Consider the following 19,970-nt stretch of genomic DNA (forward strand, 5'->3'; position numbering starts at 1 on the left):
TGCCTTACTTCAGGGGTTCTTCTGGGTTTCACCGGCATGTGCCGCAGTCAGCTCCGCGACGATCTCCAAGACGTCGTAGGACCTGTTGTCCCGCTCGGAGGATCGCAGCGCGGTGAACGCTTCGTCGACATCCGTTGCACGCGCGTCGAAGTACTGGCGCGCATTGACGTGCGTCGCGATCAGGAATCTCTCGGCTTCGACACCATCGAATGCCATGCCGGCCACCGCGGCCGCATCCATGCCGTGCGCCAACAGTGCACGTGCGAGCTCATTTTCCGGGATCGGCCCGCCGAGTTCGCGGGGCCGTTGCGCCCCCGAACGCCACAGTCCGGTCGAGACCAGCCCCGGAATCATGGTGCTGACGCCGACATGCGGCGGCATTTCACGCCGCAGGACATCGGCCAGGCCCAGCACGGCGTGCTTGGTGGCTGTGTAGAAACCATTGCCGGGAAAAGGAATTCCGATCGCGTGCTCGGAAGCGGTCACCAGCAGCCACCCTGGGGCGGCGGCGGCGACCATCCGGCGACCGAACGCGCGCAGCGTTGCCCAAGTGCCGGTGACATTCACCGACAGCGCCCAATTCAGATCCTCGGGTTTCGCGTCGAGCAGCGGTGCCGACGGAGTGTTGACACCCGCGTTGGCGCACACCAACCCCGGCGTGCCCAGTGTCCGCTCCACCTCGTCGGCGAGCCGCTCCACGGCCGTGACATCGGAGATGTCACACGCGAACGGGACCACCGGCACCCGGTATTCGGAAATCCTCTGCGCGGTGGCGTTGGCCGCGAAGGAATCGATATCGACGACTACTACTGCGGCGGCTTTGCGCACAACGGCTGCTTCGGCAAGCGCTGCCCCGATACCGCTACCAGCACCGGTGACGACGACGGTCCGTCCTTCGAACTTCACAGCTTCACCGCCACGAATTTGGTCTGTGTGTAGTGATGGAGGGCCTCCATGCCCTTCTCGCGCCCGTAGCCGCTGGACTTGTAGCCGCCGAACGGCCCTTCGACGAGACCGGCCTGCCATTCGTTGACGTAGACCTGCCCGGCCTCCAACTGCGCTGCGACCCGATGCGCTCGCGACAGGTCCTTCGTCCAGAGCCCAGCAGCGAGGCCGTATTGCGAGTCATTGGCGATCCGCACTGCGTCCTCCTCCGATGAGAAAGGAATCACGACGAGTACTGGGCCGAAGACCTCTTCGCGAGCGATCGTCATATCGTTCGTGACCCTGGTGTAGACGGTCGGTTGCACCAGCCACCCATCTCCGACCGCCGCGCCACCGTAGGCCAGCGTGGCCCCGTTCTGTTCGGCAACCCGGAAATAGGACAGCACCTTTTCGAACTGCGCCTCTGTGGTCATCGGACCGTAGGTCTGCCCGGGCTTGATCTGTTCGAGGCCGGTGACCAACGCTTCCACGAATCGGTCGTGGATCTCCTCCGCGACCAGCAGACGGGTTCCGGCACTGCAGATCTGGCCCGCGTTGAGAACGAAGGCGTTGATCGAGCCCTTGACCGCGGCCGCCAAATCCGCGTCGGCGAACACGATATTTGCGGACTTCCCGCCTAGTTCCAGGGTCAGAGGCAGAATCCGGTCGGCGGCGATGTGCGCGATCTCGCGCCCGGCGCGTACCGAACCCGTGAACGCGACCTTGCTGACCGACGTATGTTCGACAAGGGGTCGGCCGACATCCACGCCGGTTCCGGTGACCACATTGAGCACACCGGGTGGCAGGCCAGCGGCAGCTGCGATTCGAGCCAGTTCCAGCGTGGTCGCCGAGGTGAACTCCGACGGTTTGGCGACCACGACGTTGCCTGCGGCCAATGCGGGTGCGATCGCCCGCGCGGCCTGGTTCAGCGGCGCGTTCCACGGTGTGATCACGCCGACGACGCCGAACGGCTCACGCAGGGTATAGCCGTGCACCCCTGGGCCTAGATCGATGATCTCGCCTCCCGGCAGATTCGCCAGCCCAGCGTAGAAGTCGAAATAGGCTGCGACTCCTTCGATCTCGATGGGAGTCTGCCAATCCGGCTTGCCCGATTCGGCCGACTCGAGTTCGGCCAGGCGAGCTGATTCGTCGCGCAACCCCGCCGCGATCGCTGCCAGAATTCTGCCGCGCTCCCCCGGCTTGCGGAATCGCCAACCCGGTAGCGCCGCGGTTGCGGCCTCCGTCGCCGCATTCACATCCGCTTCGGTACCAGCGGCGATCTCGCACACCACCGCATCGGTGCCGGGGCGGGTCGATGTCAGGTGTTCACCCTTGACCGGCGCGGTGTCCACTCCGCCGATCCAGTGCCCGTACTTCTTCACAACGCCACCGGTGCCGGGCACGCGCCGTACTCGACAGGCATTTCCGTCAAGGCGTTGAACCAGATGCTGCGCAGACGGGTGACTGGGCCACTCACATGCACCTGCGGGCGGGCGGTCAGTAGTTCCTCCAGAATCGTCCGCATCTGCAACCGTGCCAGCGTAGTGCCCATGCAGTAGTGCGGTCCGGCACCGAAGGACAAATGCTGATCGGCATTGGGCCGCAGAATGTCGAACCGGTCCGGATCGGTGAACACCTCTTCATCCCGGTTCGCCGAAGCGTAGGACAGGTAAACCTTGTCGCCTTCCTCGATCCGAACACCGTGCAGCTCGAAATCACGAGTCGCGGTGCGCCGGAACTGCACCACCGGCGGCGAGAAACGCAGCGTCTCTTCAATAGCGTTCGGCAACCGCCCCGGCAGATCGTCCAAGAGCACCGCGCGCTGTTCGGGGAATTCGCTCAGCAGGCGGATTACGTGCGCGGTTGTGTTTCGGGTCGTTTCGTGACCGGCAATCGACAGGGTGAGGAAGAACATATTGATCTCGAAGTCGGTGAGCCGCTCGCCGTCGATATCCTTGTTGGCGTAATTGCTCAGCATGCTGCCGTCGGGATTCTTTCGCTTTTCCTCGACCAGTTGATGGCAGTACCCGAACAGCTCCATCGCAACCTGGAGTGCATCGGTGTCGGGGTCTTCGACCGCGGCGATGGCGTTGCCCCATTCGAAGAACTGCTTCCAATCGCTCTTGGGTACACCCATCAGTTCAGTCAGGGTCATCATGGGAAGTTCGGCGGCCACGGTGAAGACGAACTCGCCGTCATCGGCGTCACGAACGCGGTCGATGATCCGCTTGGCGTGGGATTTGATCATCGGTTCCAGCTTCGCGATGTTCTTGGGAGTGAACCCGGCCGACACCAGCTTGCGGTAAGCCGTGTGTTCCGGGTGATCCTTTCCCATCAAGCCGGTCCGTTGACCTTCCAAGGTGTGCGGACTGCCAGGCGGGGCATCTGGATTGGGGTCGTAGAGGACCGGGCCGCCCAACCAGGACGAGAACAACTCTGCATCTCGTGAGGCCATATTCACATCCTGGTACTTGGACAGCACCCAGAATCCGCGATTCATCGGCATGGCACCGCCGATCGGCTTATCCGGAGGCGGATTCCAATGCACCGGCGCCTCGCGGCGCAATGTCGCGAAGTACTCGTACGGAGGCATGCCCACCTCGAGTAGCTGGTCCGGGTCGGCGAGATTGACGTCGCCGGGCTTGAAAGTCATTTATCTTCCTCCGAATTTTTCTGCTTCATATTCCTGACGGAGTCGACTACGGCTGCTGTGAATTAGCCGAGGTTATTGCTCGGGCCATGCCCGCCCCTAGGGGAGCAATACCGGACATGTCGGAGAGACACCCGGTGCCGTGATCGCCGAATTTTGTCGCGAACCCGCCGTCGAGAGACTGCTAGCGAGACGTCGACGCGCGGTGTTCGGCGTACGCGTCGATCGCTTCCACCTCGCTGTGAGTCATGTCACCTAGCATGACTTCAAAAATTATTTTGTCAACCACTAATTTTTTTCTGCCACTGTTTCCCCAGCTCAAGTCGGTAAAGCCGATGCTGGCGCACACACCCGGGCACTGAACCGCTAGCAGCGGACCAGCGCACCGCAACAACGCGACCATATCGCTGGAACGACGAGGACCGGGCTCGCGGCTGCGGAACCGGTCCACTCATCAATCGGTCAGGACACGGTGACCGTCACCGATTCGACACCGGGCATGGATCCGCAGCCCACCGCCGCATCCAGCTCGCCGACCGGCTACGCACCCAGGCGAGCGGCGCCGAGCCGGGTTCGCGTCGTCTCGATCATATGGTCGAGCGGCGGCACCGGATCGAATGCTTCGGGGTCCAACCTCCACTGGTAGCCGACCCCGCGCAACATCGCAACGACGACCTGCGCTTCCACCACCGGATCGACGGCCGCGCGGATCGAGCCGTCGGCGATTCCGCGTCGAATCTGTCCGGCGAGCACTTCCCAGGTCTCCCGGTGCAGCTCGACAAAGCGCTCCCGCAACTCCTGGCCAGGCCCCAGCGCTTCGAACATCAGGGCATAGAGCACCCGCAACGATCGGCGGTCGAGCCGGTACTGATCCCGGATGCCTTCCAGCAAAACCATCAAACCGTCGAGCCCCGAAAGACCTTCGGCCCGAGGCGTGATCGTCGTAATCGTCCAACGCCTGACGATTCGATCGACCAGCGCCTCGAGCAACTTCGTCTTGGAACCGAACCGCGCGGTGGCAAGGCTGCGGCTGTAGCCCGCACGCTCACCGACCGTGGCCAGGGTCATGCTCGCATACCCGCCTTCGGCGACCAGTTCACCCGCCGCTTCCAGCAGCAACCGCGTGGACAGCTGCGAGCGCGCTTGATGCCCGTTGAGCGACTCGACCTCAATATGCATCAAAAAATTGTAGCTGACTAACCAATTTTTTCGGCCCCACGATCTACACCTACCGGCAGCAGCGCATCGACCAGCAGGCCGAGGTCATCGAGGGCTCGATCCACGGCAACATCCTCGGGATCGAGCATCGCCTGATAGGCAGCACCACGCAGACCGCCGACCACCAGGCGGGCCACCGCCTGGGCATCGACGTCGGACCCCACCGTCCCCTCGGCCATACCCGATTCGATGACGCCACGCACCGAAGTTCGCAGATCGCGGTGCAGTTCGAGCATGCGCTGCTGTAGCAGCGGGACCGGCAGCAACGCCTCGAACATCAGGATGTAGAGCGCACGCATCCGGTTCGGCGAACGAAGCCAACTGGACTTCAGCTCGGCCAGCATGGCCCGGATCGCGACCGCACCGGTCGTACCGCCGATGACCTCACGCAGCGACCTACCCTGCCAGTCGACGACCATGCGTTCAACCAGCGCCCACAGCAGCCCTTCCTTCGAACCGAACCGTGCGGTCACCAGCCCGGGGCTATAGCCCGCGCGGACGCCGATCGCCGCCAGCGTCATGCGCTCGTAGCCGCCCTCAGCGATGAGATCCGCCGCCGCGTCCAGGAGTCGACTGGTCGACAGTTCCGAACGCGCCTGCTTCGGGGTGGGCAGGTTGCGATCCACACGTGCCACAGTGATCCTCCATGCTCGCCACCTGCGCTTGCGAGGGGCGATATTCCCATTCGATCTCCGCATCCTACTGATCACCCACCTCCTCAGGCTTGCTGACCTGCGCAGAAGAAAATTAAGTTGTCAGCTAGATAATTTTTTCGTAGAGTCATGGAACCGCTCCGGTGTGCTCCAGCCCACATCGGATTCCGATGGTCCCGCTTACGTCAGTCTGGGCCTACATCGCCACAACAGTTCCCTACGAAGAGGTAGGTCCCCAATGACCTCAGAGGCAATGGCCGCTTGGCAGGCCGTACGCACTCAGCTCGACGACGTCCTCGAAAGCCTCAGCGCCGACGAGTGGCTGCTGCCCTCCGCCTGTGCCGGCTGGCGAGTGCGCGATGTGATCGCCCACCTGGGCGCCAGTGCGCGAGCCGTCCTTGATCCGTTGCCGGAGCCTGCCGACGCTCCCCCGCTGCCCGAGAACAGGGAACGCCAGCACGACGTCGCGGTGGCTCGTCGCCACGGCTGGTCGGTCGATGAAGTCGTCGACGAATACCGCACCTACAGTCCGAAGCTGGTCGAGCTGGTGGGTTCATTCCAGGCCGAACCCACTGCGTCCCAACCCTTTCCGGTACCGGGACTGGGCGTATACCCGATGCATTCGCTGGCGAACGCGCAGGTGTTCGACTATCACTGCCATCTCCGCCACGATCTGCTCGGACCCGCCGGCCCGCTCCAGCGCAGCCTGCCCGAACCGGAAGGCGAAATCGTGCACGCTGCGGTCGTCTGGATGATGCTCGGCTTGCCGCAGATGCAGGGCAATGAACTCGACGACACCGTCACCGTTCCGATCACCTTCCGGTTCACCGGGCCGGGCGCGAGCGAATGGACCGTGCACCGGCCCGACCCCGCGGGCGGATTGGTCGTCGAGGAGCACGGCAGCGCCGACGTCATCGTGACCTCGGATGCGGACGCCTTCATCGCCTGGGGCACCAAACGCCGTGGCTGGCGGGCGGATTGCATCATCTCCGGCTCGGATTCGCTCGCCGCGGTCCCGTTGCTGGACGCGCTGAACATCATCTAGCGGCGGGACACGCCCAGAAAGGATCCCGCGTGGATTTCGATGACACACCGGCCGAGGCCGAATACCGGCGCCAAGTCCGGAAATTCTTGAACGCTCACCATGATGAGCTGGTCCATGGGGACGGCGAGTACCTCAATGAACCGGGCGTGGAGAACATCGACGACTTACGCCGTACGCAGGCACTGCTCTACGACGCCGGATATGTGGGCGTCACCTGGCCGATCGCGTACGGCGGCCGCGGCGGCACGGCCATGCAGCAGGCCATCGTCACCCAGGAATTGGCCCTAGCCGCGATCCCGGCCCTCGCCAACTTCGTCGGCCTGGGCATGTGCGGACCCACCGTGCTCGCCCACGGCACAGAGGACCAGAAGGCACGCTACATCCGACGGCTACTCCGCGCCGACGACATGTGGTGCCAACTGTTCAGCGAGCCCGGTTCGGGTAGCGACCTCGCCGCACTTCGCACCACCGCGGTCCGGCAGGAGGACGGCACGTGGCGGGTGGACGGGCAAAAGGTGTGGAACACCCGCGCGCAATACTCCGCGTACGGCATCCTGCTGGCTCGCACCGACCACACTGTCGCCAAACACCGCGGACTCACGATGTTCGTCGTCGACATGCGCGCACCCGGTGTGACGGTGCGCCCGCTCGAGCAGATGAACGGGGACCATGAATTCACCGAGGTGTACCTCGATGGCGTGGTGATTCCGGATATCGAGCGGCTCGGTGCGGTGAACGATGGCTGGCGGGTCGCGCTGACCACGCTCATGAATGAACGCCTGGCTGTCGGTGGTGGTGGCAACGAGGTCGGTGTCCGCCTCGAAGCGCTGATCCAGCACGCCCGCGAGCGCCTGCCCGGGTTGCCCGGCGATACGCAAGTGCTGGCCCGCCAAGCGCTTGGCCGGGTCGTCGTCGAATCGCTGGCGACGCGCTACACCGGCTATCGGCGTCTGACCGCCATTGCACGCGGCGAGATCCCGGGCCCGGAGGCCAGTGCAGGAAAGCTCTCGGCCGTGCGCACCGCGCGCGCCGGCGCCGATCTCGGAGTGCGGCTGCTCGGTCCGGAGGCCGTCTACGGCCGAACTTCGAAGGGTGAGTGGCTGTGGCCGACCGCCCAGGCATCGGTGCCCGGCACGGCCATCGCGGGCGGCACCGACGAGGTCCTGCGCAACATCCTCGGCGAGCGAATCCTCGGACTGCCGCCCGAACCTCGGACGGATACGCAGCCAGTCTCGGCAAGTAAGGGAGGCCGATCGTGAACTTCGACCTCGACGACAACCAGCGCGAATTCGCTGCGGCCGCGAAGGAATTCTTCGAAGGGCAGGACTGCCTCGCTCATGCCCGCGCCCTGCTGAAGGAACCCGGCGAAGCCCGCCCGGGACTGAAGAGCCTGGCGCAGCTGGGTTTCTATGGGCTCATGGCACCCGAGTCCGCCGGCGGGATCGGGCAGTCCATCCTCGACGTCGCGGTGGTTGCCGAACAAGCCGGGCGGGTGCTGGCCGGTCCGTCACTGGTCACCGCGGCGCGGGCCGCCGTCCTGCTGGACGGTGACACCGAACGACTGGCCGCGCTCGCGGACGGGTCGGCCGCGTATGCCGTGCTCGACGGCTCACCGGAAGGCTCGGCGCCCTCGATCGACGCGCGTATCGCGACCGAATTCCTCGCTCTGGACGGTACAACCCTCGTCGTGGGGACCGGTGAGCCGATCGCCGGCGAACCGATCGATGCCACCCGAGGATTGGCCTCGGTGCGGCTGACCGACCGAACCGTGCTACGAACCGATGCCGGACAGCTGTGGGAACGCGCCCGCCAAATCGCGACCGTGATCCTCGCCGCGGAAGATCTCGGCGCCGCCGATCGCGTCGTCGAGATCGGTGTCGAATATGCCCGCACCCGAACAACTTTCGGCCGTGCGATCGGCTCCTACCAGGCGATCAAACACCGTCTGGTCGATGCCTGGGTCGATGTGGACCAGCTCCGCTCCCTGATGTGGTGGGCGGCGTGGGCCGCCGATCACTCCCCCGAGGACTTGCCACTGGCCGCCTCGGCGGTGAAGGCCTATAGCTCCCGTGTTCTGGAGGAGGTGACTGAAACCTTGATCCAGCTCCACGGCGGTATCGGCTTCACCTGGGAGCACGACGCGCATCTGTTCTGGCGACGCGCCAAGGTCGACCGTCTATTGCTCGGTGACGAAGCCGAGCACCTGGACCGTGTCGCTCTTCTGACCCTAGAAACTCGAGAAGAGACCCTCCTATGAGCGATCCGGATTTCACCTCCTTCCCACTGGCCCCGAAGGGCAACAAGTTCGAAGATTTCACCGTCGGACAGAAGATGACCCACCACTGGGGCCGAACCCTGACCGAAGCCGACAACACCTTGTTCTGCACGGCAACCTGCAACTGGCTGCCGCAGTATCTGAACTCCGAATTCGCCCGCAGCTACGGCCATCCGTCGACCGTGGTACATCCGATGCTGGCGCTGTGCACCGTCGTCGGGCTGTCGGTGGAAGACCTCAGCGAGGCAGGGGGGCCGTTTCTCGGGGTGGAGGACTGCGTCTTCCACGTTCCGGTGTACCCCGGTGACACCCTGACCGCCCGGTCCGAGGTGCTGGACAAACGGATCTCGGCCAGTCGGCCCGGGGTCGGCATCGTCACCTGGCGAACCGAAGCACACAACGACCGCGGTGAACTGGTCCTCGACTTCAAGCGGACCAATCTCGTCGAGCAACGGAAGCTGCGGTGAGCGCCGCCACCGCCCTGGAACGCAGCGGCCCACGGCGGCCCTCGGAAGACGTTGCGCCGCAGAACAAAGCTCGACGATCCACCGACCGTCTCCTATCGAAAGAGGCCCGATCATGAGCCGATCCGATGCCGATCTACTCGGGGCCACCGGCTGGTTCGAAGACTTCGCCGTGGGTCAGCGCATTCGCCATGCCCGGGCGGCGACCATCGACGAGGTCGAAGGCGCATACCTGTCCAAGCTGGCGATGAATACCGCGCAGGGGCACTGGAATGAGCACTACCTGACGGATTCGCCGCTCGGCGGCGGCCGCCTCGTCTTCGGCCTACTGACCGCATCCATGGTGTTCGGCCTGGCATCCCAGGACACCGCTGAACACGCGCTTGCCGAATTGGGTTGCACCGCACTGCGGTTCCGTGCACCCGTACACCACGGCGACACCATCGAGGCCTTCACCGAGGTGCTCGCCACCACCGAAGCCCCCGATCGCGACGACGCAGGCGTCATCCGGTTCAAACACTGGGGTCGCCGCCAAGACGAGACCGTGGTCTTCGAAGGCGAGCGAACTGTCCTCATCAAACGCAAGAAGCATTGGAGCTGACCATGACCGCCACCCGACCGAATCGCCTGCGCCGCAGCGAACTGTCCACCCCGGGCACCAGCCCCAAGATGATCGCCAAGGCCGCCGCCAGCGACGCCGACCTGGTCTTCCTCGATCTCGAGGACGCGGTGGCGCCGAACGCGAAGGTGGGCGCCCGTGCGAACATCATCGCCGGGCTCAACGACCTGGACTGGGGCACGAAGGTACGCGCCTACCGTGTCAACGGCGTGCACACCCAGTGGTGCCACGACGACATCATCGAAGTCGTCACCGGTGCGGGCCCCAACATCGACGTGATCATCGTTCCCAAGGTGAAGTCGCCGCGCGATGTCTGGTTCGTCGACGACCTGCTCACCCAGTTGGAGCACAAGCTGGGTCTCGAAGTCGGCCGCATCGGCATGGAACTGCTCATCGAGGAGACCGAGGCACTGGCCTGCGTCGAGCAGATCGCCGCCGCCTCACCACGGCTCGAAGCGCTGATCCTCGGCATCGGCGACCTGTCGGCCAGCCAGGGCGTGCGCGCCAGTCACGTCGGAGTTGCCGATGAGGGCGAGGTCGGCGCCTACCCCGGCGATATCTGGCACTTCGCCCGTACCCGGATGATCGTGGCGGCGCGCGCCAACGGCATCGACGCCATCGACGGCCCCTACGCCCACTTCGCCAACCCCGAGGGCTACCGCCGCGACGCGAGCTGGGTCGCCACCCTCGGCGGCGTCGGCAAGTGGTGCATCCACCCCAGCCAGATCGCCATCGCCAACGACGTCTTCGCCCCCACCGAAGCGGAGATCAAGACCGCGACCGAGATCGTCACCGCGGTCCAGGACGCCGAGGCGCAGGGAATGGGCGCGGCGAACTACAACGGGATCATGGTCGACGCCGCTACCACCCGGGTCTTCGAGACCACACTGGAGCGCGCGCGCCTGTGCGGGCTGCTCTGATCCGGCCGATACTGAAATCAACACCGAGGTGGTGAACGTCATGCCAGGACCGCTCGAAGACGTGCGGGTCGTCGATCTGACGGCCATGCTGGCCGGCCCGTACGCGACCATGCTGTTGACCGATCTCGGCGCGCAGGTGGTGAAGGTCGAACCTCCACAGGGCGACACCACTCGGACGGTCGGGCCGTACCGGGAGGGTGACTCCCGGGACGGCCTGGCCGGATATTTCCAGTCGGTCAACCGAGGAAAACGCAGTGTCGTGCTCGACCTCAAGACCGAAGAGGGCAAGGGCAAGCTCCTCGAACTGGTGCGCGTCGCCGACGTCGTCGTCGAGAACTACGCCGCCGGGGTCATGGACCGGCTCGGGCTCGGCTACGAAGTTCTCCAGCAGGAGAATCCAAGGCTGGTCTACGCGACCCTGCGCGGATTCGGAGATCCGCGTACCGGCGACAGCCCCTACAGGAGCTGGCCCGCATTCGACGTGGTCGCCCAAGCGATGGGCGGATTCCTAGGAGTCACCGGCACGCCCGACGGAACACCGATCAAGTCCGGCCCCGGCATCGGAGACCTGTTCCCGGCCACACTGCTGGCCGTGGGCATTCTGGCCGCACTGCATCACGCGCGCCGGACCGGCGAGGGACAGTTCATGGACGTCGCCATGTACGACGCTGTGCTATCGATGTGTGAACGCACCGTCTACCAGTACTCCTACACTGGTAACGTCCCTGCGCCACAAGGCAATACGCATCCGCTGCTGTGCCCGTTCGACATTCTGCCCACCGCCGACGGTTGGATCGCATTGGCCGCCAACGACAAACAATGGCCCATCATCTGCGAAGCTATGGGTCGCCCGGAAATGGCCGTCGACGCGCGGTACACGTCCAATTCAGCTCGGGTTCGCCACCGTATCGAGGTCAGGTCCGCCTTGGAAGAGTGGCTCGCCACTACGACGACGAAAGAGGTCGTCGACGCCCTCGGCGGGAAGGTGCCGATCGGTCCCGTGAATTCGATCGCCGACATCTACGCCGACCCGCACACCGCCGCGCGGGAAATGCTCGTACCGATCGAACAACCCGGCAGCGACACCCCGGTTACCGTCGCCGGTCAGCCCATCAAACTGACCCGCACACCCAGCCGGGTCTACGGGCGCGGCCCACTGCTCGGTGAGCACGATGTCGACGGCATCATCGCCGAGTGGAACCTCGCTTGACGCCATCCGCAAACCTCCTGTCCGACACAAGGATATCCACTGGGCGAGGCGATCTCGGCGCACAACCAACGGAGCAGACCGATGCCCGAGGGCCACGTGACTGGAGGCCGGAAAGTCACGACCCCGGGCCATCAGATCGGTCTGTTCGCCAGTGGCGCACAGGATTTCTGGTGATCACCGGCGGCGTGAGAACATCACGCCAGTACCCGTGTCCACCCTGACGTGTTTCCACCTGAAAGTGGCCATTGACAGGCGGGCGCCCGCCGTTTCTCGTTGCGGACCCGCGCGTCCAACTGCACCAGCGGCACGGCTAGGCCGGGCGGGAGAAGCCCTCGGGCGGTGCGCCCTCGGCGAACAGCATGGCCACCCGGGCCTTGTCCTTTCGTATCTCCCGGGCCCGCCGGTACTCGGCGGAGTCGTACCACTCCCGGATCCGGTCCATGTCGGGAAACTCGATGACCACGAACCCGGAGGAGTCCCAGGTGCCTTCGACGGGCTTGGGCGCGGGTCCCGCGACCAGGTAATGGCCGCCGTGGTTGAGGATGGACTGCTGGGCCACGGCCGCGTAGGCCAAGCCGGCCTGCTCGTCGAGCACATCGAAGTTGACGATGACGTAAGCGGGCGTGAATTTCCCCGTCCCGAACTGCGGGTAGAGCGCGCCGATGCCTCCGGACAGACCCGCGAGCACGGTCTTGCTCGTCTCGTCGGCGATGATCTCGAGGGTGCCGGCGGCGACACCGTCGAGGGCGATGCGCGCGATGTCGGCTGGGTCGGCCTTCGGCGCGTCGAGGCCGGCGGTCATGTCGGTGTCCATGTACCCGACGTGCAGCGCCGAGACCCGGGTGCCCTGCGGGGCGAGTTCCTGGCGCAGCCCGTTCGTCATCGACCAGGAGGCCGACTTGGCGGCGCAGTAGGCACCGAACTCGGGGTGGTTGATCCAGGAGGCGACCGACAGGATGTTCAGCACCGCGCTGCTCTCGTGAGAGCCGAGCTGGGGGGCGAATGCCCGGGTGACCGCCAAGGTGCCGAGGTAGTGGGTGTCGATCTCCAGGCGGATGTCCGTCAAGTCGCCCGTCAGCAGCGACGCGTAGGTGGCCGAACCGGCGTTGTTGACCAGGATCGACACGTCGCTGGCCGTCTCTGCCGCGGCGGCGATGGAGGCGGGGTCGGTCACGTCGAGGGCGATCGGCTTCACGCCGTCGAGGTCGACGGCTGCGGGATTGCGGGCTGCTGCGTAGACGGTCGCGCCCCGGTCGCGCAACTGCTTTGCCAGGTGACGTCCCAGGCCGCGGTTCGCCCCGGTGACCAGTGCGGTCTGTCCTTCGATCTGCATAAGAGCACTCCCTGCTGGATAGGATTTTCCAACTTAGACCCTCTGAGTTGGAATGGTCAACTCAGGGTAGGCTTGCGGCATGGGCAGGATTCCGAATGACAGTTGCGCTATCGCCCGCAGTCTGGAGGTGCTGGGCGAGCGCTGGACGTTTCTGATCCTGCGCGAGGCCGTGGCGGGGTCGAGCCGATTCTCGGAGTTCCGCAGCGGGCTCGGTGTGGCGCCGGACGTTCTCACCGCACGCCTGAACACGCTGGTCGCATACGGCGTGATGGAGAAGGTGCCCTACCGGGAACCGGGAGAGCGGGCTCGCTTCTCGTACGTGCTCACGGATGCCGGCCGGGAACTCCTCGTCGTCCTGCTGGCCCTGCAGCAATGGGGCGACAAGCACCTGCCGTGGCCGGACGGGCCGAGCATCCTGCGCCGGGTCGCGGGCACCGAACGACCGGTGCATGTCGGGTTCATCGACGATGACGGAAACGAAGTCGACGAAAGCTCCATGGCACTGATTCCGACGGCCGCCTCCCCCGGCCGGAAGTAGCGCAGCTTTCAGATCAGACGCGACCCTCCAGGCTCCATGACCGGACGCGAACGAACGAGGCAGGCCTTGCGGCCCGCTCCATGCAATTCGGAGCAGGCGGCCTTCGCCGGCGGCCGCCGCACCTGACGGCTGGCCGGCCGCTGGTCCCGCAGCGCCGTCTATGTCCGGCGTCCGCTGCGGATGTCCCCGGCTGCGCCTCCTTGACCGGTCTGGTTCGCCGGTCGTATGGCAGCCCGTCTCGTCGTCACATGCCCCGGCGTGCAATCAGCCCGGTCCGCGAGGGGACGCACGGTTGTTTCTGCTCACCTGCCGCGCCCCTTTGCCTGTGCGGGATCTCGCACGTGATGCACACCGTCATCCCGCGACAGAACCTGCCCGAGCCGCCTGCTCCCGCACGGCAGGCGTACGTGCCATCTGGCGGGTGGTAGTAAACTCAGCTAGACGGTCCAGGCCCCAGGGCGTCCGGAGAACGCGGATCGCGTGCGCAGCCTGTCCGAACGCGGCTTGCAGCAGCCTCAGGGAGTCGAACTCGATCTCGGCAAGCACGTCGCCGAGAATTTCTGAGCCTCTTGGGCGTTTGTGCCGTCACCCGGCAGCCATTGTTCCCCGTTCTCGGCCTCCAGTCGACGATTGCGTTCGGTGGCAGCCTCCAGACGTTGCAGCAGCGAGGTGTCGGACGCCCGTTGCCGATCTGGGATCGTCCGGGTCGCAGACGCGGGACGGCGACCGACTCGAAGCCGCTCGATCTCAGCTTTCAGGTCGGGCTGGTTATAGAGCGAAGACCTGGAGACGCCCGCTTCACGGGCGAGGGTCCCGAAGGTGATCGGGCTGCTGGCGGCGTCCATCCGCCGCAGAGCGGCGGTCGCGTGTCGGCGGGTTGCCGCAGCTCGTCCACGGGCTGAGGCAACGATCAGGTGAGAGTTGTCAGCCGGCATCCGCGGCCCCCTCGATCTGGTCCCGGCCGTCTCCCAGCTCCCCGATCATACGGTCGAGGTTCTCGGCGAGCTGCTGGTTCATTTCGGCGATGCGTGCGTGACCGTAGCTCTTCGCGTTGTCGATCAAACGACGCCATCCGCAAACCTCCTGTCCGACACAAGAATTCATCCACTGGGCCCGGCGATCTCGGCGCATATCCAACGGAGTAGTAGACCGATGCCCGACGACTACGTGACCGAAGGCCGGAAAGTCACGACGCCGGGCCAACAGATCGGTCCGGTCGCGACGGGGTATACCGGCATGTTGGGCGACGGATTCGATTCGCTCATTGCGCTCGGATACCTCGAGCTCGGCCCCAACAGTTCCGAGTTCGGGCACCACACCGCGACCGGGGTTGCAGCGGGATTCCCCCAGCCTGACATTGACTCGCGACAATTACACGCTGGTTCCTGGGGTGAGGATCGCGGCCAACTCCTCGAATGATCAGGACGGTCGTGGAATCCGTCGCTCGGTGCCCTCTGCGATCCAGGCTGCGATCTGGGTGCGGGAGGTGAATCCGAGTTTGGTGAGGATGTGTTCCACATGGCCCTGCGCGGTGCGTTGCGAGATTACCAGTTTGGCGGCGATCTGCTTGTTGGTGAGCCCTTCGGCGATGAGATCTGCGACCTGCCGCTCGCGCCGGGTCAGAGGTACCCACGGACCCGACGTATGCGACGTGTCGATGAACTGCTCACCGAGGGCATAAGACACGGCTTCGTCCATGCCCATCGCTTGGCCGCGCCGAATGGCCGAATCGTATCCACGTGACCCGAGGGCGGAGCGCGCTAGTCGCACACATTCGTCGTGATACTGCGGCATCGGGACAATGCTCGCAGGGTTCCCCACGGACCGCCACAGTTCCTGCACAGCCCCGAGCAGCACTGCCGCACGCTCAGTGTCACCGCTGTCGACAGCTATCCAGGCCAGCGGGTCGAGACTCAACGCCGCATTGACGGGGCTGCCCATCCGGCGGTTGATTCGCAAGGAATTTTCGACCAGCTCGATCGCCCTGGACCAGTCACCTTCCAGCCAGGCGGCAATACCTATGTCGCGTAGCGCGGAGGCCCGGAACAGCGATTCGCCGCACGCCTCGGTAATCGAGAGCACTTGCCGGTGATACTCCACCGACCGTTTTGCGTCGCCGGCCATTTCATGAACCCAACCGAGCCCGGTCAGAACAGCAACGTAGAGGTATCCACTCCGATCGGAGCGGAAGATCTCGGCGGCTCGTTCGAACGAGGTGGAAGCCGCGGCAAGCTCACCGCGATAGAACTCCAGGACGCCGGCGCCATAGGTGATCAGCGCCTGGGTCATCGGGGTTGGAGCCTGTTCGGCGAGCACCCGCCCCTGCTCGAGCAAGGTGGCGCCCGCCTCCAAGTCGCCGTGCATCGCAGCCAGGGCACAGCCGACGTACAGCGCTTTGACACGGTCGGGTATGGACTGTCGGGCGGGATGGGTGAGCACCCGCTCGATCCAGGATCGAGCCTCGCCGTATTTGCCGCGGAAACTCCAGAACATAAAGAGCGCGCTGGTGATCCGCAACCCGGCTTCGGCCGCCTGCTCACTGTCCTCGGCCAGGCAGTATTCGAGCGATTCGCGCAGATTCGGTTGCTCACGCTCGAGCCTGGCCAGCCAGTAGGGCTGCCGGTCACTGATCCAGCCCGACTCCGCGTCCAGCGCCAACCGTTGGTACCAGTCACGATGCCGACCACACATATCAGCGTATTCGCCGACCTCCTGCAGCTTCTGCCGACCATAGTCCCGCAACGTCTCCAGCATCCGAAACCGCACCACCCCCTTGTCCTCGACCCGGATCAGGATCGACTTGTCCACCAGCGAGGACAACACATCCAGGGGACTGTCCGCCGCCAGATCGGCACCACAGACATCTTCGGCGGCGTCGAGTTCGAAACCGCCGGCGAACACCGACAACCGAGACCACAGCCGCTGCTCGGACGGGGTGCACAAGGCATAGCTCCAGTCCACACACCAGCGCAGGGTCTGCTGCCGCGTCGGCGCGGTACGGCTGGCGCGGGTGAGCAGCGTGTACCGGTCGTCGAGGCGCTGCAGGATCTGCTCGGGCGACATCGTGCGCACCCGGGCCGCCGCGAGCTCGATCGCCAACGGCAGACCGTCCAGCCGGGCGCAAATCCGAGCCACGGTGGCCTTGTTGTCCTCCGTGAGCTCGAACCCCGGCACCACCGCGGTCGCGCGGTCGGAGAACAGAGTCACCGCTTCATAGCGGGCAACTCCCCGCCCCGACACCTCCCCATCCGGGTCCGGCACCGGTAGCGGCGACACCCGCAACACCACCTCCCCGGCAATGTCCAGCGGTTCGCGGCTCGTTGCCAGAATCTGCAAATTCGGACAGGACCGTAGCCACGTCTCGACCAGCTCGGCCACCGCCGCCGCCACTTGCTCGCAATTGTCCAGCACCAGCAGCGACTCCCGGCCGGACAAAAACTCGACCACCACCTCCCGCAGCGGCCGCGCCGACTCATCGCGCAAACCCAAGGCACCTGCCACCACCACGACCAGCAGCGCAGGGTCGGACACGTCGGCCAACCCGACCAGCCACACCCCGTCGGCGAACTCCCGGCGCACCGTAGAAGCCGCCCGCAGCGCCAGCCGTGTCTTGCCGACCCCGCCGATCCCGGTCAACGTCACCAGCCGCAACGAGGCCAGTAAATTCTTCACCTCCGCCACCTCGGTGCGGCGGTCGACGAAACTGGTCAACTCGAGCGGCAAAATACCAGCGCCGCGGTGATCCAACGGCGGTACCGCAGGCGGGCACCATCCCTGCGGCGGCGACTTCCGACCTCGATGCTGCAGGCTCGGTTCGGCCTGCAGCGCCATCTCCTCGACCGCGAAGCCGTGGCGGCGCTGTGCCTGCCGGATGGCCTCCCCGAGCGCCGCCACCGACGGCCTTTGCTTCGGATCCCGGCTCATCGCCGTCGCCACCACCGCGGACACGTCCTCGGCAATGCCGCTCTCACGCAGGTCCGGCACCGGCTGCGTGGAGACCCGCAGGAACTGGGTCACCACGTTCTCCCCGCTGCGCCGCTCGAAGGCCGCATGGCCGGTCAATGCGCAAAACATGGTGGCGCCCAACCCATAGACATCCGTGGCGGAAGTGGGAGCCTCGCCCTCGAGCACCTCGGGGGCGGTGAATGCCGGCGACCCGGTCAAGATCCCCGATTCTGTCTGAAACCCCCCGGAGATCCGCGCGATACCGAAATCGGTCAACGCCGGCTCGCCATAGTCGGTCAGCAGAACATTTCCCGGCTTCACATCGCGATGCACAATGCCCAACCGATGCGCGCTCTCGAGCGCCCCGGCGATCTTCACCCCGATCCACAACACGGCCTCGAGCCACAACGGACCGTGCTCTCGGATTTGCGTATCCAGAGAACCCAACGGGTGGTATGGCATAACCAGAAACGGGCGCCCCTGCTCGGTGGTACCCGCGTGCAGCATGGTGACGATATTCGGATGCCCGGTCAGCCGGCCCATCGCTTGCTGCTCCCGGAAAAACCGCGCCCGATTCTGGGTATCCAGCTCGGCGGTCAGGATCTTCACCGCCACCGTTCGGTCCAGCTCCGCCTGCGTGCACCGAAATACCACACCGAAACCACCCCGCCCGATCTCCTCTGCGTCGGCGAACCCGGCCGCGCTCAACTCCTCCGTGACCAGCTCGAAGCCGTCACGGACTGTCCGAAAAGGATCATCCTCGGCCATCGGCTGTGTACCATCCGCCGGCACGTCCCTTGCACTGGGCAACGCGCGTTAACTCTTCGTTAATAGCGTATCCCTGCAGCATCGGCGGTAGGGCCGAGGCGTGACTATCGCTGCCAGTAATCGGATCTGCTGGCGGCCAATCAGCTATCGCCGATGTACGCACGTCCTATTTCTGCAATGGATGAGGGAGGCATTTCTCTGGCGGCCGGCATGATCGCGAGGACCCGTATGGTAACGATAGCTTCGACGTAATCCCTTATGCGAGTAGCGATTTGAGTAGAAGTACCGTAAAGGAATAGTTCGTCTATGAGCTCGTCGGGTATTGCGGCCCGCGCGATCACCGGCCCGCCATGCCCGCCACATCGGCTCCAATTGTTCGCCCCGGCCCAGCTAGCGGTGAAATCCGCGTATACCGGCACGTTCAGGTAAGCCGCGATGTCCCGCCGGGCGGTTGCGCGCACCGCGTTCAGATCTCTACCGGGAATGACGAATAGCCGCGCCACGATGTCGGCCACGTAGGTGCCGGGGACCTCGACACACATCACTGGCCCCGGATCGGTGGTGTCGAAGGCGAAGGTGAAGAATGAACAGCAGCCCGTTTCCCGGACGGCCAGATCACCACCGGCCGGTTCGGCGTCGACGGCCACCAGCAGATCCAGCCGCGTCCGGTCCGGCCGGCGGCTCACCGACTCGGCGAAGAACCTGTCGAACTCCGCGACCCGGATCGGTTGCTCAGCGGTGGGCAGCGTGCACGCATCCGGTACCCCAACACACTCGTACAGAACGCGATTCGGACATTCAAGATGCGGCCCGAAGGAGCGATAGGCGATCAGAACGACGAGCGGGAACAGAATGGAGTCGAGACTCCGTACCATACTCGACACGCCCCGCCAGAAACACGAGCCTGCGACAACCGGACCAGAACCGTCACGCCCCCGCTATTTGCCGATGACTAGCAGTTTTCGGTGTTGCAGGAGGTTGGCGTACTGGTCGATACCCTCTCCGGACACAGACAGTACGCCAACACCTGGCCGTGGGTTCGTCTCGGCCGTAACCGCGTGGTCGTAGTGGTTGTAGGTGAGTTTCAGCCCTAGTTCGCGGTATACCTCCAGCTTGTCGCCGGGGTCGGCAGCCCGCAGGATCGCCAGGATTCCACCGAGTGCATCGACCAGTTGACGGATTTCGTCGCGGCTCATTCGTTGAGCGGGGACGGCGTGATTCGTCGCGGCGGTAAGTTGAGCGGCCAGGACGGTCCGTTCGCGGTGTATGTCGCTGCTCCACTCGGCGACCATCGTGGGGTCCGCACCGGCCTCTAGAGCGGCGCGATGTCTGGCGAGTTTGCGCCGCCCTCCCGCGCACGACCAACTGCCGTCCCGGACGGAGCCGGGCGCCCGTAACCACATCGCCG

General features: G+C 65.1%; 20 protein-coding genes and 1 pseudogene. 9 read left to right on the forward strand and 12 right to left on the reverse strand.

The genetic code is table 11. The annotated features are described in order from the left end of the window. Nucleotides 1-9: 9 nt before the first annotated feature. From ACIBI6_RS33255 to ACIBI6_RS33275, 5 genes are all read right to left on the reverse strand, one after another. Nucleotides 10-906 carry an SDR family NAD(P)-dependent oxidoreductase gene (locus tag ACIBI6_RS33255; protein ID WP_396958865.1) on the reverse strand — a complete coding sequence of 299 codons (897 nt, stop codon included), beginning with the start codon at nt 904-906 and terminating at the stop codon, nt 10-12. Beyond that, on the reverse strand, nt 903-2,327 hold the full coding sequence (locus tag ACIBI6_RS33260; RefSeq protein WP_396958866.1) for an aldehyde dehydrogenase family protein: 1,425 nt from the start codon (nt 2,325-2,327) through the stop codon (nt 903-905). Before ACIBI6_RS33260 ends, ACIBI6_RS33255 begins: the two co-directional genes overlap by 4 nt. After that, nucleotides 2,303-3,577, reverse strand: coding sequence for a cytochrome P450 (locus ACIBI6_RS33265; protein WP_364342130.1), 1,275 nt, complete (start codon nt 3,575-3,577; stop codon nt 2,303-2,305). Before ACIBI6_RS33265 ends, ACIBI6_RS33260 begins: the two co-directional genes overlap by 25 nt. A 537-nt stretch (nt 3,578-4,114) precedes the next feature. Continuing rightward, complete coding sequence (locus ACIBI6_RS33270; RefSeq protein WP_396958867.1) at nt 4,115-4,753, reverse strand: TetR/AcrR family transcriptional regulator; 639 nt, start codon at nt 4,751-4,753, stop codon at nt 4,115-4,117. Nucleotides 4,754-4,770: 17 nt separating this feature from the next. Then, on the reverse strand, nt 4,771-5,427 hold the full coding sequence (locus ACIBI6_RS33275) for a TetR/AcrR family transcriptional regulator (RefSeq protein WP_396958868.1): 657 nt from the start codon (nt 5,425-5,427) through the stop codon (nt 4,771-4,773). Nucleotides 5,428-5,683: 256 nt separating this feature from the next. Between ACIBI6_RS33275 and ACIBI6_RS33280 the strand changes: the two genes are divergently transcribed. From ACIBI6_RS33280 to ACIBI6_RS33310, 7 genes are all read left to right on the forward strand, one after another. Next, on the forward strand, nt 5,684-6,490 hold the full coding sequence (locus ACIBI6_RS33280) for a maleylpyruvate isomerase family mycothiol-dependent enzyme (protein ID WP_364342139.1): 807 nt from the start codon (nt 5,684-5,686) through the stop codon (nt 6,488-6,490). A gap of 29 nt (nt 6,491-6,519) precedes the next feature. Next, nucleotides 6,520-7,749, forward strand: a complete 1,230-nt coding sequence (locus ACIBI6_RS33285; protein WP_396958869.1) for an acyl-CoA dehydrogenase family protein — start codon at nt 6,520-6,522, stop codon at nt 7,747-7,749. Continuing rightward, nucleotides 7,746-8,747, forward strand: coding sequence for an acyl-CoA dehydrogenase family protein (locus ACIBI6_RS33290; RefSeq protein ID WP_396958870.1), 1,002 nt, complete (start codon nt 7,746-7,748; stop codon nt 8,745-8,747). Before ACIBI6_RS33285 ends, ACIBI6_RS33290 begins: the two co-directional genes overlap by 4 nt. After that, on the forward strand, nt 8,744-9,232 hold the full coding sequence (locus ACIBI6_RS33295) for a MaoC family dehydratase (RefSeq protein WP_364342148.1): 489 nt from the start codon (nt 8,744-8,746) through the stop codon (nt 9,230-9,232). The genes ACIBI6_RS33290 and ACIBI6_RS33295 overlap by 4 nt, the downstream gene beginning before the upstream one ends. 112 nt (nt 9,233-9,344) lie before the next feature. Continuing rightward, on the forward strand, nt 9,345-9,830 hold the full coding sequence (locus ACIBI6_RS33300; protein WP_364342151.1) for a MaoC family dehydratase: 486 nt from the start codon (nt 9,345-9,347) through the stop codon (nt 9,828-9,830). A gap of 2 nt (nt 9,831-9,832) precedes the next feature. Next, the gene (locus ACIBI6_RS33305; protein ID WP_364342154.1) at nt 9,833-10,768 is read left to right on the forward strand and encodes a CoA ester lyase; all 936 of its coding nucleotides are present in this window, start codon (nt 9,833-9,835) and stop codon (nt 10,766-10,768) included. Nucleotides 10,769-10,808: 40 nt separating this feature from the next. Beyond that, a complete protein-coding gene (locus tag ACIBI6_RS33310; RefSeq protein WP_364342157.1) occupies nt 10,809-11,978 on the forward strand; it encodes a CoA transferase in 1,170 nt (389 codons plus the stop codon). Between the two features lie 310 nt (nt 11,979-12,288). On the opposite strand, the gene ACIBI6_RS33315 is transcribed toward ACIBI6_RS33310, so the two are convergent. Together ACIBI6_RS33315 and ACIBI6_RS33320 are read right to left on the reverse strand one after the other, a co-directional pair. Next, nucleotides 12,289-12,654 carry a DUF1330 domain-containing protein gene (locus ACIBI6_RS33315; protein ID WP_327101617.1) on the reverse strand — a complete coding sequence of 122 codons (366 nt, stop codon included), beginning with the start codon at nt 12,652-12,654 and terminating at the stop codon, nt 12,289-12,291. Beyond that, a pseudogene (locus tag ACIBI6_RS33320) lies at nt 12,631-13,311 on the reverse strand (SDR family oxidoreductase); the annotation flags it as partial. The pseudogene ACIBI6_RS33320 and the gene ACIBI6_RS33315, both read right to left, overlap by 24 nt. Nucleotides 13,312-13,390: 79 nt before the next feature. Here ACIBI6_RS33320 and ACIBI6_RS33325 point away from each other — a divergent pair. After that, entirely contained in the window at nt 13,391-13,849 is a 459-nt protein-coding gene (locus tag ACIBI6_RS33325; RefSeq protein ID WP_396958871.1) for a winged helix-turn-helix transcriptional regulator, read from the forward strand. Between the two features lie 515 nt (nt 13,850-14,364). Here ACIBI6_RS33325 and ACIBI6_RS33330 read toward each other — a convergent pair. Next, nucleotides 14,365-14,784: a DUF6262 family protein gene (locus ACIBI6_RS33330; protein WP_396958872.1), complete on the reverse strand. Its 420-nt coding sequence runs from the start codon at nt 14,782-14,784 to the stop codon at nt 14,365-14,367. Beyond that, the gene (locus ACIBI6_RS33335; RefSeq protein WP_364342166.1) at nt 14,774-14,911 is read right to left on the reverse strand and encodes a hypothetical protein; all 138 of its coding nucleotides are present in this window, start codon (nt 14,909-14,911) and stop codon (nt 14,774-14,776) included. The genes ACIBI6_RS33330 and ACIBI6_RS33335 overlap by 11 nt, the downstream gene beginning before the upstream one ends. Nucleotides 14,912-15,001: 90 nt before the next feature. Between ACIBI6_RS33335 and ACIBI6_RS33340 the strand changes: the two genes are divergently transcribed. After that, nucleotides 15,002-15,268, forward strand: coding sequence for a hypothetical protein (locus ACIBI6_RS33340; RefSeq protein ID WP_364342169.1), 267 nt, complete (start codon nt 15,002-15,004; stop codon nt 15,266-15,268). Here ACIBI6_RS33340 and ACIBI6_RS33345 read toward each other — a convergent pair whose 3' ends face one another. The 3 genes from ACIBI6_RS33345 to ACIBI6_RS33355 form a co-directional block, all read right to left on the reverse strand. After that, complete coding sequence (locus ACIBI6_RS33345) at nt 15,269-18,562, reverse strand: protein kinase (protein ID WP_396958873.1); 3,294 nt, start codon at nt 18,560-18,562, stop codon at nt 15,269-15,271. A gap of 140 nt (nt 18,563-18,702) precedes the next feature. Then, nucleotides 18,703-19,209 (reverse strand): hypothetical protein, encoded by a 507-nt coding sequence (locus tag ACIBI6_RS33350; RefSeq protein WP_364342175.1) that lies wholly within the window; start codon nt 19,207-19,209, stop codon nt 18,703-18,705. Between the two features lie 291 nt (nt 19,210-19,500). Then, complete coding sequence (locus ACIBI6_RS33355) at nt 19,501-19,965, reverse strand: hypothetical protein (protein ID WP_364342178.1); 465 nt, start codon at nt 19,963-19,965, stop codon at nt 19,501-19,503. Nucleotides 19,966-19,970 lie beyond the last annotated feature (5 nt).

Origin of the sequence: Nocardia sp. NPDC050412 (genome assembly GCF_044458825.1) — a bacterium.
Lineage (GTDB): Bacteria > Actinomycetota > Actinomycetes > Mycobacteriales > Mycobacteriaceae > Nocardia.